The sequence below is a fragment of the Streptomyces sp. NPDC030991 genome (assembly GCF_055571235.1).
The window spans coordinates 1-13,930 of the sequence record NZ_JBVIFR010000015.1 but is presented as its reverse complement, the minus strand read 5'-3'; the positions used below and the strand labels follow the sequence as shown (position 1 = coordinate 13,930).

The 13,930-nt window shown below is 70.0% G+C and carries 13 protein-coding genes and 1 pseudogene; 5 read left to right on the top strand and 9 right to left on the bottom strand.

What is annotated here, in order from left to right:
• Positions 1–146 precede the first annotated feature (146 nt).
• From ACZ45E_RS26225 to ACZ45E_RS26215, 3 genes are all read left to right on the top strand, one after another.
• Positions 147–1,412, top strand: coding sequence for an MFS transporter (locus ACZ45E_RS26225; protein ID WP_468225098.1), 1,266 nt, complete (start codon positions 147–149; stop codon positions 1,410–1,412).
• An 897-nt stretch (positions 1,413–2,309) separates the two neighbouring features.
• A complete protein-coding gene (locus ACZ45E_RS26220; protein WP_468225096.1) occupies positions 2,310–3,227 on the top strand; it encodes a DUF5829 family protein in 918 nt (305 codons plus the stop codon).
• Between the two features lie 430 nt (positions 3,228–3,657).
• Positions 3,658–5,652, top strand: a complete 1,995-nt coding sequence (locus ACZ45E_RS26215; protein ID WP_468224736.1) for a serine/threonine-protein kinase — start codon at positions 3,658–3,660, stop codon at positions 5,650–5,652.
• Between the two features lie 169 nt (positions 5,653–5,821).
• Here ACZ45E_RS26215 and ACZ45E_RS26210 read toward each other — a convergent pair whose 3' ends face one another.
• From ACZ45E_RS26210 to ACZ45E_RS26200, 3 genes are all read right to left on the bottom strand, one after another.
• Positions 5,822–6,517, bottom strand: a complete 696-nt coding sequence (locus tag ACZ45E_RS26210; protein WP_468224734.1) for a maleylpyruvate isomerase N-terminal domain-containing protein — start codon at positions 6,515–6,517, stop codon at positions 5,822–5,824.
• Between the two features lie 229 nt (positions 6,518–6,746).
• Entirely contained in the window at positions 6,747–6,869 is a 123-nt protein-coding gene (locus ACZ45E_RS26205) for a hypothetical protein (protein WP_468224731.1), read from the bottom strand.
• A 128-nt stretch (positions 6,870–6,997) separates the two neighbouring features.
• Positions 6,998–7,837 carry an SDR family oxidoreductase gene (locus tag ACZ45E_RS26200; RefSeq protein WP_468224730.1) on the bottom strand — a complete coding sequence of 280 codons (840 nt, stop codon included), beginning with the start codon at positions 7,835–7,837 and terminating at the stop codon, positions 6,998–7,000.
• Between the two features lie 92 nt (positions 7,838–7,929).
• Between ACZ45E_RS26200 and ACZ45E_RS26195 the strand changes: the two genes are divergently transcribed.
• Together ACZ45E_RS26195 and ACZ45E_RS26190 are read left to right on the top strand one after the other, a co-directional pair.
• A complete protein-coding gene (locus ACZ45E_RS26195; protein WP_468224727.1) occupies positions 7,930–8,364 on the top strand; it encodes a winged helix-turn-helix transcriptional regulator in 435 nt (144 codons plus the stop codon).
• A 135-nt stretch (positions 8,365–8,499) separates the two neighbouring features.
• The gene (locus ACZ45E_RS26190; RefSeq protein ID WP_468224726.1) at positions 8,500–9,063 is read left to right on the top strand and encodes a dihydrofolate reductase family protein; all 564 of its coding nucleotides are present in this window, start codon (positions 8,500–8,502) and stop codon (positions 9,061–9,063) included.
• Between the two features lie 326 nt (positions 9,064–9,389).
• On the opposite strand, the gene ACZ45E_RS26185 is transcribed toward ACZ45E_RS26190, so the two are convergent.
• The 6 genes and pseudogenes from ACZ45E_RS26185 to ACZ45E_RS26160 form a co-directional block, all read right to left on the bottom strand.
• Positions 9,390–9,800 (bottom strand): FKBP-type peptidyl-prolyl cis-trans isomerase, encoded by a 411-nt coding sequence (locus tag ACZ45E_RS26185; RefSeq protein WP_468224724.1) that lies wholly within the window; start codon positions 9,798–9,800, stop codon positions 9,390–9,392.
• A gap of 227 nt (positions 9,801–10,027) precedes the next feature.
• Positions 10,028–10,219, bottom strand: coding sequence for an SDR family oxidoreductase (locus tag ACZ45E_RS26180; RefSeq protein ID WP_468225094.1), 192 nt, complete (start codon positions 10,217–10,219; stop codon positions 10,028–10,030).
• 17 nt (positions 10,220–10,236) lie between these two features.
• Positions 10,237–10,782 (bottom strand): annotated as a pseudogene (locus ACZ45E_RS26175) (SDR family NAD(P)-dependent oxidoreductase); the annotation flags it as partial.
• A gap of 47 nt (positions 10,783–10,829) precedes the next feature.
• Positions 10,830–12,080 carry an MFS transporter gene (locus ACZ45E_RS26170; protein ID WP_468224722.1) on the bottom strand — a complete coding sequence of 417 codons (1,251 nt, stop codon included), beginning with the start codon at positions 12,078–12,080 and terminating at the stop codon, positions 10,830–10,832.
• A 40-nt stretch (positions 12,081–12,120) separates the two neighbouring features.
• Positions 12,121–12,468: a cyclophilin-like fold protein gene (locus ACZ45E_RS26165; protein ID WP_468224720.1), complete on the bottom strand. Its 348-nt coding sequence runs from the start codon at positions 12,466–12,468 to the stop codon at positions 12,121–12,123.
• Between the two features lie 194 nt (positions 12,469–12,662).
• Positions 12,663–13,346, bottom strand: coding sequence for an SDR family NAD(P)-dependent oxidoreductase (locus ACZ45E_RS26160; RefSeq protein WP_468224717.1), 684 nt, complete (start codon positions 13,344–13,346; stop codon positions 12,663–12,665).
• Positions 13,347–13,930 lie beyond the last annotated feature (584 nt).

The window sequence follows — 13,930 nt, the reverse complement described above, 5'->3', positions numbered from 1 at the left end:
ACGGTTTCACGGCGTCAGGTGGGCTGTTGCGGCCGATGCTCGCGTGGCAACTGCGGCCTGCCTCCTTCCTGGTGCTGCAGGCAGAATGCTGTGCGTACACCGGGCGGGGGCGCCTGGGTTTCCGTGGCGGTGAAGGGGACGAGCGGATGGGCTGGGGCGGGGGACGGGTCTTACGCGACCGCAATGTGATCATCTACCTGAGTGGTGTGCTCGTCTCGGTCTTCGGCAACTCTGCGATGAGCCTGGCAGCCGGGGTGTGGACCAAATCACTGACCGGGTCGGACAGTCTGGCCGCCTTGACGACCTTTTGTGTCTGGGCGCCCATCCTGCTCGGCCCGCTGATCGGCACTCTGGCCGACCGTGTGCACCGGCGGCCATTGCTGATCTGGAGCAACCTCGGCATGGCCGTGGTGCTGCTGCCGCTCCTCGCCGTGAACTCCCGGAGCCAGATCTGGATCTTGTTCGCTGTGCTGACGGTGTACGGCGTCAGCTCGGTGCTGATGGACGCGGCGGAGTCCGCCTTGGTGACCGCCGCTGTACCGAGGACGCTCCGCGGCGACTTCAACGGTCTGCGGCTGACGGTGAACGAGGGCATGAAACTGGCCGCACCACTCCTGGGAGCACTCCTGTTCGTGCGCCTGGGCGGCCGAGCAGTGGCCTTGCTGGACGCGGTCACCTTCGTCCTGGCCGCCCTGGCTTTCGCCCTCATACGCGTATCCGAGCCCGCGCCCCGCCCGGCCACGAACCAAAGATTCAGCGTCCAGACCGCCCAAGGCATGCGCTATCTGCGACGGCACCCGGTGCTGTGGCGCCTGGTACTGGCCGGAGCCGCGACCATGGGCGTGGCCGGGGTGAACGGGGCTTCGGTGTATGCCGTGGTCGACTCCGGCCTCCACCGCCCGCCGGCCTTCGCCGGGGTCCTCTACGCCGTGCAGGGTGCCGGCTCCGTAGTCATCGGCCTGTTCGCCGGAGCCCTGCTGCGGCGCATATCCGAACAGGTCTTCGCCGCAGCCGGAATCATGCTGTTCGCGCTCGGCGTCGCCCTGCGCATCGTCCCTTCGATGCCGGTTGTTCTGCTCGGCAGCGCAATGATCGGCGCAGGCTTGCCCTGCGTGTTGATCGCAGCCCTGACAGCCGTCCAACGCGAGTCCCCCGACCATCTGCTGGGCCGCGTGGCGGCCACCGCAAACACCCTCCTCTATGCCCCCAACGCGATCGCACTCGCTGCAGGAGCCGGCCTGCTCGCACTCGTGGACCACCGTCTCCTGCTCATCATCGCCGCAACCGCCGCGGCCATCGCAGCGATCAACTGCCTTCCGGGGAGCCGCGCCCGCACACAGGCGACAGTCCCCGTGCCAGCAGAAACTGCACGTACCGAGGGCCGAGGTGCGAAGGGGAAAGAGGCCCTCTGAGCCACGCCTAGCCGTGCCCTCGAATCGGCCAGGTCGCGCAGGGCTCTGCCAGCTTCTTCCGAGCCGCCAGGTTCGGGGCCCCGCATGCCACAAGGACCAGTGATCAGGGGACTGGGTCGACGCCGTGGAGGACGTCCCCGTCCCAGAGTCGAAGACCGTCCCTGCCTGTACCCGGCCCGGTGAGGACGAGTTGAGCGGCATGGGGTGGGTCCACTTCGGTGACCGTCACCGTGGGATAGCGTCGGATGGTCTCAGAGCCTTCGACAGGTGGTGAGGCGCCTTCGGGGGCCCGACGCGCTGAACCTTGACCGAATCTCAGGGTAGTTCGACCGACCCGGAGTCACGGGCGGTGAGAGGTCAGCGTTCGCATCGGGCTTACCACGTACTCCCCCCGCCCTTCGTTGACAACTTCGTCCCTGCCGAGGCCCTCCACGAACCGCTGGTCAGAGTCCTCCCGGCCCCTGGCGTACACCCGAACTGTGACGATGTGCGAGGCTGGCACATCCAGATGGACGGCTGGATCGGAGGGCCGGTGGTGCACCCCAGAGCTCCGTCCGTCCGCCGTACACCGGCCGCTACCCCCAATGTGTCCAGCCCGGGTCGGTCCAGATGACGCTCCAGGGACTCGGGCGGGTCTTCCCGGCACGTCCCCCACCCTGCGGGGATCGCCCACGCCACGCCACGCCATGCTCGTGCTTCCGGGTGCGTGGGGGCGCATGAACGAATGCTGCACTTGTGACGCCATCACGATCCGGACCGAATGAGTCGCCCCAAAGGCTCGCTGGCCGTGACCATTTCAGCCTGGTTCGAGAATCAGCCTGGTTCGGAAAAGGGTCAGCGTCTTTGCGCTGGCCCCCCCCTACGCTCTCTCGCATGCTGATTCGCCGGACAATACGGATGATCACCGTGCTCGCTTTGGCCCTGACCGGTGCGATCGGGGGTGGCGTGGGGACAGCGCAGGCCGAGGAAGGCCAGTCGTCGCAAGACCGGCAGTTGCTGTTCTACAACCATTCCTACGGTGTCCTGGACCGCGAGACCGCCGACGCCATCGAACACTCCGAGTACCTGCGCAGTTTCGCCGACTTCCAGGTCCGCACCACGACCGGTACCGACGGACAGACCTGGACCGGACGGTATCTGATGGGCCGTGAGACCTATCTCGAACTGTTCGGAGTAGGTGACATCGCCGGCCAGGACGGCACTCTCGGCTCTGCGGGGTTGGGTCTCTCGACCGAGCGTGCCGGAGACATCGCTACGGTCGCCGGGCGGCTGAAGGAGGAGGGCGTCGCCGACCCCATCGAGTTCCTCCAGACACGCGACTTTGGTGACGGCGTCCCGGTTCCGTGGTTCGACGCCCTCCTCACCACCGCCCAGTACGACGCCTTCGGAGCCTGGGCGATGGAGTACCGGCCGGAGTACTTCGCCGATCCGCGCGGCAACACCGAGCCGGCGAGTTTCCCGGGTGACGTCGGCCGGGAGCGCTACCTGTCCGATGGCTACCGCACCCATCTGATGCGGGACGTGACCGCCGTCCGCCTCGCGGTGACCGAGGGCGATCTCGCCGACACCGTGCCACTGCTACGGGCCGGCGGCTTCGCCGTCCGGAGTGTTCCCGGCGGCGTCGTCGCGGAAGGCGGAAACACCTCGATTCGGTTCGACGCCGTGGCACGCGACGACGCGGGTCTGCAGCGGGTCGAGCTGTCACTCAATCAGTCCGTGAAGGCCCGTCACGTGGAACGGATCGGCCACTCCAAGCTCGTCGTCGGTCCGGGCAAGCACGCCGTATGGACGTTCGAGGACAGCGGCACCGAGTAGATCTGCGGACCATCTTCGATGTGACACCGCGGGCGCGGAGGAGAAGGGAGGCTCGCGCCGCGCCTTTGACGGTCGACAGTCGTCGGCCCGGCGCTCAAGATGAACGCGGGCGCGACAGCGCGCAGGTGCCTACGAAACCCGGTCGGCGCCAGGGTCGACCGGGACGGCTGCCTCCGGCGCGGTCCACGTCGGGGCCCGCGGAAGTCCCTCGCAGTCGGCATTCGGCGCGGAGGACCGTGGACGTCCCGAGCGGCGGAGAAGGCGACGGCTGCGTGGGAGGCGAGCAGCCAGCTGACCGCAGCCCCGCTGTAGGGGTTGTGGGCAGGTTCGCACGAAGTCCGGTGGAAAATATCACCGACAAGCGCGGACTGGGTACACTCCGTCACTCGACAGAACGGTCGGCTGTGGGGCGAGAGATGGGGCGGCGCGGGTGACACCGGAGGCCGGGGACAAGATCGACGGCCGTTATCTTTTGCAGGAACCCATCGGCAGAGGCGGGATGGGTGTCGTCTGGCTGGCCTGGGACGAACGGCTCGAACGGCGAGTAGCCGTCAAATGCGCACGCCTGGACGACGCCCGGGCCGCACGACGGCTCATGGGCGAGGCGCGCAACGCCGGGCGGCTGCACCACCCGAACATCGTGGGCGTCTTCGACTTCGTCGACGAGGGCGCCACCTGTTGGATCATCATGGAGTACGTCCCTTCGCGCAGCCTCGCCCAGATCGTGACGGAAAGGGGCCTTCTCACGCCCGAGGAGGCCGGGTCGATCGGCTGCCAGATCGCGGCCGCGCTGGCGAAGTCCCACAGTGAGCGCGTGGTGCACGGCGATGTGACGCCGGAGAACATCCTCGTCACCGACGAAGGCATCGCGAGACTGACCGACTTCGGGATCTCACGGGCCCTGAGGAGCGACGTCACGCAGAGCACGACGGGCAGTGTGCGCGGCAAACCCCGGTACCTGGCCCCGGAAGTCGCCAGGGGGCTGTCCGTCGGCGAGAAGTCGGATGTGTTCTCCCTGGGGGCCTCCCTGTTCTCCGCGGTCGAGGGCCAGTCGCCGTACGGGGAGGCCGAACACCTCATGGCGTATCTGGCCCGGGCCATCGAAGGACACATCGAGCCCATGCGCCGAGCCGGTCCGTTGGACGGGCCGCTCACCGCACTGCTGGAGGTGGAGCCCCGGAACCGCCCTGACGCCGCCGGAGCGCAGAAACTGCTGGCACGCGCCGCGCCCCCGCCCGCGCACATCCAGGAGCAGTTGCACGACGGCCAGACGCGGGATCTCGCGTCCCGCACGCTGCGACTGTCACACCTCCCGCGCCGCCGACGGGAATTCACGTCGCTCCTGCTTCAGCCACCCGGGCCCGGGCGCCGCCGGCGTCGCCCGTTGGTGATCGCAGCGGTGGCGCTGGCCGTGACCGGCGCGATCACGGCCGGGCTCGTCCTCTTGGGCCCGTGGGGCGGAAAGCACGATGGCGGCGGGGACGACACGGGGGGCCACAATGGCGTGGCCGACGCGAAGCCGTCGGCCACGGCGCAGGCAGGCACCCTCGGCGACGAGCGCACGGCGGACCCCTGCGGGCTCATCAGCGCAGCCTCACTGAGCCGTTTCGGTGGCACCGCCCTGGACCCTGACTACGGGGAGGTCGACCGGTGCGACGTCCTGGTGCGCAACAACAGCGGTGACGACACCGCGGATGTCCAGGTCAACCTCGACTCGGACCAGGACGAATTCAGCGACGTCCTCGCCACCCGCCTGGTCGGCAACCTCACGGTCGTGACACTCCAGCGGGACGGGAGAGCCTGTGACCGGGCCGTCCTGACAGCCGACGGCAAACAGATCCGCGTCATGGGGAAGCAGCTCAACAAGGCGGCGCCCGACCCGTGCCAAATGGCCGACGCCGCCACCGACCACGTGGTCGGCGTCCTGACCGAGGGCCCGGCGCCCCGGCGTCCGGCGCCGGCCAGGAACTCCCTGGCCCGGCTCGACACCTGCACCCTGCTCGACGCCGCCGCGCTCAGGCTCCTGCCCGGCGTCAAGGCGGACAACCGGGACCGCGGCTTCGGTTCCTGGGACTGCGACTGGTCGAGCGACGACGGCAACCGGGCGGTGGAGATCCAGCTGAGCCGGGACAACTCGCTGGACGCCGACGACGGGACGCCGGTGAACGTCGCCGACACGAAGAGCTACTTCATCGCTGACGAGGCCGAGGACGACAGCTGCACCGTACGGACTCCGCACCGCACCTACACGGACTCGGTCGGCGACCGCACGACCGAACTCTTCCAACTGACCGTGTACGCCCCACAATCGGCCGGGCAACTGTGTGACACCGCCACGAGGATCGCGGCCGTCGTCGTACGGAACATCGCGGAACGCCTGTCGACGACTCTGCCGCCGAAGTCCCCACCGGGCGACGGTAGGTAGGAGGGGAGGCCGTGTTGAGGCCGGTCGAAACCCACGAGACAGCTCCTAGACGGCAAATTCCGCCTCGTCACTTGAAGTTGCCGCCTCCGCTGTACGACCGCCCCCGGCGAGAAGCCCCCTCAGGCTCGCGGCTGCGAAGACCGCCGGGGTTCTGGCGGGGGCGCCGCGATCATCCGAAGAGCGGGAACCGATCAGCGTCGGTGCCCAGTCGGTGTTTCTCGGCCGCGGTCAGCGGCAGCCGCCCGGTCGCGGCCAGCGCGTAGTGCTCATCGCTCCAGTTCACGGGCACCGGGCGGCCGAGCAGGCCGTCGAGAGTGCCCCGTACGCACCCCAGCCCGGCGGCTTCCGGGCGCGGAACAGATGCCGGAAGGTGAGCAACCATGTCGAGATGATGGATCGTGGCCTCCACGGCGAGGGTCTCCAGCAGGTCGCCGACGGCGAGTACATGCCCCTGCGTACTGACGAACTGCTGGGGATCGCTGCGCTCAGCCGCGGTGACGGCAGCTGCCGCAGTCGCCAGATACAGCTCTCGCAACTGCTCGAAGTCCAGGAACATGCTGGCGCCCACCCGGATGTTCGTCCGCTCGTGCGCCGCGTGTGCTGCGTCCGGCTGCCAGTCCGCCCAGTAGGTGACGCGATCTCGGTCCGCAGGCCCGTCAGCGGGCGTGTGCAGAGCCACCAATCCCCTTTGCGCGTCGGCCACGCAGTGGAAGACGAGATCTCGAACGGCCCATCCCGCACATCCACTTGGCAGCCAGGAGTCGTCCTCACTGAGTGAGGTCACCGCACCCGCAAAGGCCTTGTACGCGCCCTTCAGAGCACTGAGCGCCCCGTGCTCCCCGTGCTTCGTCTCTCCTGTGTCCATGTCTCTCCCCGCACCTGGCCGAACCTCGAGGCCGTCCGATGTTCCCGCAGTAGCTCATCATGATCGTAGGCGGCTCTGCTGTGGCGCATGACAGGGCGGAGTTCCTCTTCAGCGACGATCGGCGACGGTCAGGTCGTCGGGCTCGGGGCGGCCTCCCGGTGATGGCGGGGCATCAGAACGGGGGCCGGCTCACGCCATTCTCGTCGCGGCATTCTGGCCGGGTCGGCGGTCAGTACTTGGCCACCTCCCGCGCCCGGTCGAGACCGTGGTCGGGCACAACGGCCCGCTCCACCCCGAGAAACACCTCCGGCCCGATGAGTCGGCGTGCCCGTGCGGTGTGTTCGGTGGGCACGACATACGTGTGTGCCCCCCAGGTGCGTTCAGCGGCCAGCTTCAGCATCTTCGGGCCCCGGGGCAGCCAGCAGGCGGCGCGTCAGCGTGCGAGCACGAGGCTGCCCGGCGCTTCAGCTGCGTCGTGCCTCAGCGAAACGCAGCGATGTTGCGGGCGACCCAGTCGCTGAAGGGGCGCGGAGCGCGACCGAGGACTCGTCCCACGTCCGGGCTGACCCGCAGTTCGTCGGGGTTCGGGGCGGAGATGATGTCCAGAGTGTCGTCGGCGAGTTCCGGCGGCACGAACTGGGTCATCGCGACTTTGGCCTCCTCGCGGGTGAGTTCATGGAACCGCACCGGTGAGCCGAGCGCGACGGCGATGGCCTCCGACTGCCGGCGGGGCGTGATCACCTCGGGTCCCGTCAGCTCGAAGGTGGCGCCGGTGTGCCGGTCGTCCAGCAGGGAGGCCGCCGCGACCTCGGCGATGTCAGCCGGGTCGACGATCGGAACCCCGACATCGCCGAAGGGGGCGTCGACCGTCCTTTGCGTGCGGACGGTCTCCGCCCACGCCAAGGCGTTGGAGGCGAAGCCGCCCGGCCGCAGGACGGTCCAGTCCAGGCCGGACCCGCGCAACGCGTCCTCCACCGCGCGCATCGCGATCCGCGACGGGCCGAGCGGCCTGGTCGCCACTCCTTGCGAAGACAGCAGGACGACTCGGCGGACCCCGCAGGCAACGGCCAGGTCGACAAGGTCGGTCGGTCTGGCTTCGGGGGCGTGCAGGTCGCCGGAGAGCAGGAGGAACAGCGCCTTCGCCCCGTCCAGAGCGGGGGCGAGGCCCTGCGGCTCGGCCAGATCGGCCGCCACGTGCCGGACCCCGGCCGGCACGGCCACCGCGCGCCGTGACACCGCCGTCACCTGCTCGCCCGCCTTGGCAAGGGCCTGTGTCAAAGGCCGTCCCACATTCCCGGTAGCTCCGGTCACCACGATCATGTTCAGCTCCTAGTCCGTTGTGCACTGCGGTGATTGACGCTAGGAGGCAGGCTTACTTTTCGTAAGAACATACCCAGAGGTAAGCTCCGGACATGACAGAAGGTGCGCAGCTGAGGCAGGCCGAGGTCAGCCATCACTATGAGGTGTTTCACACCGACTGCCCCGCGCGCGACGTGGTCGACCACGTGACGAGCCGGTGGGGTATCTGGGTGCTGATCTCCTTGCGGAGCACCGACCTTCGCTTTTACGAGCTGCGCGACAGCATCCGGGGCATCAGCGAGAAGATGCTCGCCCAGACACTGCGGGCACTGGTCCAGGACGACCTGGTGTGGCGGAAGGTCGAGCCGACGACGCCACCTCAAGTCACGTACGGGCTGACCGAGTTCGGCCAGGATGTCGGTGCGCCGCTGACGGACTTGTTCGACCGGATCACAGAGCGGCTGGCAGCGGGCGGGGCGCATCGGCCCGCTGCGAGCCCCGGCCCGAGCCTCGAGACCTCGGCGCCGTCCGCGGCCTCCAGTCGGTGAGGACGCGGCAACCGGACGGTCCCTGGGGTTCCAGGAGCCACAGGTTCGACAGAGCCGCTCCGATCGCGCGCACCGATGAGTTGCCCGCGCCGCGCCGGTCTGTACAGGCGAGAGCCCCTACGGAAGGCTGGCGTCATGCGGAAACTGGTCTACGGCATGAACCTGACCCTGGACGGTTACATCGCCGCGCCCGGTGACGACATCGGCTGGAGTGTGCCGAGCGACGACCTGTTCCAGTTCTGGTCCGACCAGTTGCAGGCGACCGATCTGTCGTTGTACGGGCGCAGACTGTGGCAGACGATGAGCTCCTACTGGCCGACCGGCGACCAGCAACCCCATGCCACCCCGGCGGAGATCGAGTTCGCGCACCGCTGGCGGGACATGTCGAAGGTGGTGTTCTCCGCGACGATCGACAAGGTCGACTGGAACACCCGCCTGGTCACCGGCGATGCCGTCGCCGAGATCATCCGGCTCAAGGCCGAGGACGGCGGCCCGATGGAGATCGGCGGCGCCACGCTCGCCGGGGCGGCCGTGCGAGCCGGACTGGTCGACGAGTACGTGCTGGCCACCGCGCCCGTCCTGGTGGGCGGCGGGACACCGTTCTTCACCGCGCTGGACAACTGGGTGAACCTGAACCTGGTGGAGACGCGAACACTCCCCTGCGGCGTGATCCTGACCCGGTACGAGACGAGGCGCTGAACGCCCTCGTCGCTGCCGATGACGAGTGGCGGTGCCGTCGGCTCCGCAGACGACGAACCCGGCGTTGCCGTCACGGCGCCCACATGCAGCATGGCGCCCAGCGCGATGGTCTGCCCGGTTCCCCACATGACCAGCGTGCGATCGGCGCCGCTCCTGGCGAAGACTCCGAAGGTCACCCCTGACGCGACGCACCGAGCGCGACGAAGACCGTCACGCGGTTGGGGCATGCGGGATGTCGAGTGCGGCAGGACGGGGACCCACAGGGGCCTGTGCCGGTGGAGAGGTGAGACATCGAGCACCTCCGGCTACGGCACCGAGCGCAACGTTCAGACCGAGCCGAACCTCGCTCCGGCAGGCCCACCCACGACCGTGAGCAGGTCCACGACGAAGATCAGCGTCGAGCCCGCCGGGATCAACGGCGAGGGTGACTGCCTGCCGTAACCAAGACGCGGGGGAACGATGATCTCGCGCCGACCGCCGACCCTCATTCCCCTCACTCCCCTGTCCCAGCCCTTGATGACCTTCCCACCGCCCACGGCGAACTTGAACGGCCGATCCCGCTCCCAGGAGGAGTCGAACTCCCTTCCTGACGCGAACGTGACCCCTACATAGTGAACCTGGACGACCCTGCCCGGCAGCGCCTCGGGCCCGTCCCCGAGCACGAGGTCGCGGGCCGTCAACTCGGTGGGCGCGTCGCCCTCGGGAGCCTCGATCTCGGGCTTCACCAGTTCGCTCATCACGGTCCCATCGCTCGCCACCGGGGCCCCGCACGGGCCGGTCGGACACATGGACATTCCATGCGGCAGGCGATCACGTTACCGGCGGAGCTCGTCGCCGAAGGCCCTGTGCCGGAGAAGGCGCCGGTGACGAAGGCGACCTGGCCGGTGAAATCGTAGGCGGGGTTCATGGAGATGACTCCTCGCACGGGGGTTCGGCGGGTGGTTCCTCTGTGGGATCCCGCAGGTCAGACCGTCTGCCCGCCGTCCACGACGAGGGCGGTGCCGGTGGTGAAGGCGGCGTCGTCGGAGCACAGCCACAGGACGGCCGAGGCGATTTCCTCGGGCTTGCCGAGGCGGCCGACGGGTTCGTCGGCGATGAGTCCTTCGCGGCCGCCGGGGCGAGTGTCGCCGAAGCGGTGTCGATGATGCCGGGGCACAGGGCGTTGATACGGAGGCCCGCGGCGGCATGGTCGAGGGCCGCGGAGCGGGTGAAGCCGATGACGCCGTGTTTGGCGGCGGCGTAGGCGGCCTGCCCCTTGAAGCCCTTGACCCCGGCGCCGGAGGAGACGTTGACGATCGCCCCGCCGCCGTCCTGCCGGAGCATCTGGCGGATCTGCGCCCTGGTGCACAGGAACGTACCGGTGAGGCTGACGCCGAGGATGCGGTCCCAGTCGTCCTTGGCGGTGTCGGCGGCCGCCTGGACGGGCTGCTCGACGCCGGCGTTGTTGAACGCGGCGTCCAGGCTCCCGAAACGCTCGACTGTCCGGTCGACAGCGGCCTGGACGTCTTCTTCGCTGGTGACGTCGCAGGTCAGGGCGAGGGCGTGACCACCGTCGGCCTCGATGAGGCGGGCGGTCTCACGCAGGCCGTCGGCGGACCGGTCGACGAGGGCGACCTGCGCCCCGGCGCGGGCGAAGGCCAGGGCGGTGGTGCGGCCGATGCCGGAGGCGGCACCGGTGACGAACGCGCTCTTGCCGTGAAAGTCGTAGGTGACGGTCATGCGAATCTCTCCTTCGATGGCCGAGCCGTGGCCCGTTCGGGCGGATGTCAGTGGTGTGCCGGTGTGGAGGCGTCGTCCCGTACGGGGGTCGCGGTGGCGCGCTGGGTGACGATCCGCGTGCGGGCACGGGCGCCGCTGAGTGCGAGCGCGATGAGCGGGAGCAGGGTGAGCGCGGCGAAGACGGCGCCGACCAGGGCCGGCCCGGTCAGGCCGAGCGAGGAGTCCAGGGCCATGCCGCCGAGGGCGGATCCGGCGGCGATGCCGGTGTTGTAGCCGGAGGTGGTCAGCGCCGAGGTGAGGGTGGGGGCGTCGCCGGCGAAGCGGACGGCGAGGGAGGTGACGACCGGGTTGACGGTGAATCCGGTCAGCGCCATGCCGAAGATCAGGAGCACGGCGGCCACCGGACTGCCGGAGGCCGGGATCAGGGCCAGCAGGACGAGGGAGGTGGCGGCGGCCGCGATGATCGTCGTGACCATCGGGTGGCGGTCCCCGAGCCGCCCGCCGATGACGGTGCCGCCCAGCGCACCGATACCGAAGGCGATCAACACCAGCGGCACGGCACCGGCCGGGATGCCTGCCCGGTCGGTCAGCAGCGGCGTGATGTACGTGTACGTCGCCAGGACCCCGCCCATGATCAGTACAGCCGCGCCGAGCGCCAGCCACAGCCGCCCCTGGCGGAGGGCCCGGACCTCGGCCCGCACCGACACCTCGGCCCGCTGTCCGGTACGCGGGATGAACCGGCCGACCAGCACGGCGGCCAGGGCGGCGAGGACGGCCAGCGCCCAGAACGGGCCGCGCCAGCCGGTGAACCGGCCGACGAACGAGCCGATCGGGACGCCGACGACATTGGCCAGCGTGAGGCCGCCCATCATGACGCCGACCGCCCGCGTGGCGTTCGCGGGCCCGGCGGTGGTGGTGGCGATGACGAAGCCGACGGCCCAGAACGCGCCGGTGGCCAGGGCGGTCACCACCCGGGCGGCCAGCACGACGGTGAAGGAGGTGCTGAGTGCGGCGACGGCGTGTCCGAGAGCGAAGACGGCCAGTGCGCCGACCAAGGTGTGGCGCTGGGGCAGGCGCAGGGTGGCCATGGCCATCGTGGGCCCGCCGATGATCATGCCGATGGCGAACGCGGTGATCAGCAGACCGGCGTGCGACACGCTCACGTTCAGGTCGGCGGCCATCTCGGGGAGCAGCCCGGCGATGACGAACTCGGTGGTGCCCATCAGGAACGTGCCGGCGGCGAGCACCCAGACGACGAAGGGCAGTCGGCCGGGGGCGGGCCTGGGGGCGGAGGACATGCGAGAACTTCTTTCCGTACGAGGAGGGGGGTGGGCGCGGTCAGGAGGTGGCTTCGATGGTGATGCGGTCGGCCTCGGCGAGCTGGTCGGCGTCGGCGTCGATGTGGCCGAGGATCAGCAGGTCGGAGGAGGCCGAGGGGCAGCTTTTGCAGAAGAGGGCGAGGTTGCCCCACGGTGCGAAGTAGGCGATGTCCCCGGCTGTGGCCGCGGCCGGTTCGGGGGCGCCTTCGGTGGTCAGCTTCCTTGGCGGGTCGGCGATCCGCTCGGTCCCGTGGAAGTCCGCCAGGTCCAGGGTGAGCGGAAGCAGAGCGGCGAGATCACGGGCGGCGGGGCTGTCGTTCAGAGTGGCATCGACGGGACGCCCGTCGAGGGTGACGCGGATGTCCATCGGAGTGCTCCTTGATGCGGACGGACTCGCCGACGCCGAGGTCGGCGGCCGCTCGGAGGCGGCCCCCCGCGCGGGCGCGGAGGCGGGAGTGGGGGTCTGATCGGCGGCGGGTGGGTCGCCGGAACAGGCGGTTGCGGTCAGCAGCAGGACGCCGGTGGTGGCGAGGGCGGTCACGACCCGGCGGAGGGCGGAGGTCACGGGGTGTCGTCCTGCGGGCCGGGCATGGGCTCCGCGTAGTGGCGGAAGCCCTTGCGGGCGGTGTGCAGGGTGTACAGCCGCTCGGCGAGCGCCTCGGGGCTGGAGTGCTCGGAGTCGGGGCTGATCGCCCCGGGCACGATGAGCTGCGCGGCGTGGATGTTCTCCGGGGCGAGCGCGGAGTGGAGCATCGCCGCGTAGGCGCTCTCGGCGGCGAACGCGATCGAGGTGCCGGCCCGGTCGGGATGCGGGCGTACCGCGCTGCCGCCGTTGACGAACAGCAGTGTGCCCCTGCCGAGCTTCCGCATGCCGGGCAGGACGGCGTCTACGCAGGTGAGCGGCCCCTTGACGGAGAACGCCAGCGGATCGTCCAGGTCGGCCGCGGTGGTGTCCAGGACCGGCTTCATGAAGTCGCCGCGGGGCACCGGGCTGAACTGGAGGATCTCGACGGGCCCCAGCGTGTCCGCGGCTTCGCGCAGGGCCTCGATCAGGGAGACGGGGTCGAGGACGTCGGCGGTGAAGCCGCGGGCGTGCACGTTCTCTCTCGCCAGTTCGGCTGCCAGGGCGTCCTGGTGCTGGGCGCTGCGCGAGAGGAGGGCGACGCTGTGGCCGGCTGTGCCGAAGCGGCGGGCGGCCGCGAGCCCCAGGCCGGGGCCGGCGCCGACGAGGGCGAAGGTGGTCACGGTGGTTCTCCTCGATAGCGTGGGTGCGGGGTGGGCCGTATCGGATCGGCCCGGGCCAAGAGCGGTGTGGTTCACGGGGAGGGCGACAGGTGGCGCGGCCTTCGTCCGGGCTGGGTGCGGTCCCCGGAACACCGGCGGCGAACCGTCCGGGCCGGGTGCGGAACCCCCGCCTCCCGGCCGTCGTGACCGGCAGGAGAAGCACCACGCATTCCAGGTAACGCCCTCTGCGCGCGCCTAGCGAGTCACTGCCGAGGGGTGTACCGGCAGTACATCCCTATGGCGGCACATGCGGGATGCACTGTCGCGGGCGTGGACTACCGCGAGGGGGTCCGTCAGTTCCGCGGCTCCAGGCGCGCGAAGATCAGCCCCGCGCGGGCCGGACTGCCCTCCGGAACCCCGCGCCGGATGCCGGGCCCGCGTCACACGCGCCCAACTCCGGAATGTCAGGTGTCGCCCGCAATGCGTCTACGGGCGGGTCGTGGGGGGAGAGGGGGGGGGGGGGGGGGGGGGGGGGGGGGGGGAGGGGCGGGGGGGGGGGGGGGGGGGGAGGTGGGGGGTGTTGTGTGTGTAGAAGAGGGGAGTGT

Bases quoted from the DNA above. Each gene is read 5' to 3' on its own strand.
- ACZ45E_RS26225 (WP_468225098.1), top strand. From the start codon at position 147: ATGGGCTGGGGCGGGGGACGGGTCTTACGCGACCGCAATGTGATCATC.
- ACZ45E_RS26220 (WP_468225096.1), top strand. From the start codon at position 2,310: ATGATCACCGTGCTCGCTTTGGCCCTGACCGGTGCGATCGGGGGTGGC.
- ACZ45E_RS26210 (WP_468224734.1), bottom strand. From the start codon at position 6,517: ATGGACACAGGAGAGACGAAGCACGGGGAGCACGGGGCGCTCAGTGCT.
- ACZ45E_RS26200 (WP_468224730.1), bottom strand. From the start codon at position 7,837: ATGATCGTGGTGACCGGAGCTACCGGGAATGTGGGACGGCCTTTGACA.
- ACZ45E_RS26195 (WP_468224727.1), top strand. From the start codon at position 7,930: ATGACAGAAGGTGCGCAGCTGAGGCAGGCCGAGGTCAGCCATCACTAT.
- ACZ45E_RS26190 (WP_468224726.1), top strand. From the start codon at position 8,500: ATGCGGAAACTGGTCTACGGCATGAACCTGACCCTGGACGGTTACATC.
- ACZ45E_RS26185 (WP_468224724.1), bottom strand. From the start codon at position 9,800: ATGAGCGAACTGGTGAAGCCCGAGATCGAGGCTCCCGAGGGCGACGCG.
- ACZ45E_RS26170 (WP_468224722.1), bottom strand. From the start codon at position 12,080: ATGTCCTCCGCCCCCAGGCCCGCCCCCGGCCGACTGCCCTTCGTCGTC.
- ACZ45E_RS26165 (WP_468224720.1), bottom strand. From the start codon at position 12,468: ATGGACATCCGCGTCACCCTCGACGGGCGTCCCGTCGATGCCACTCTG.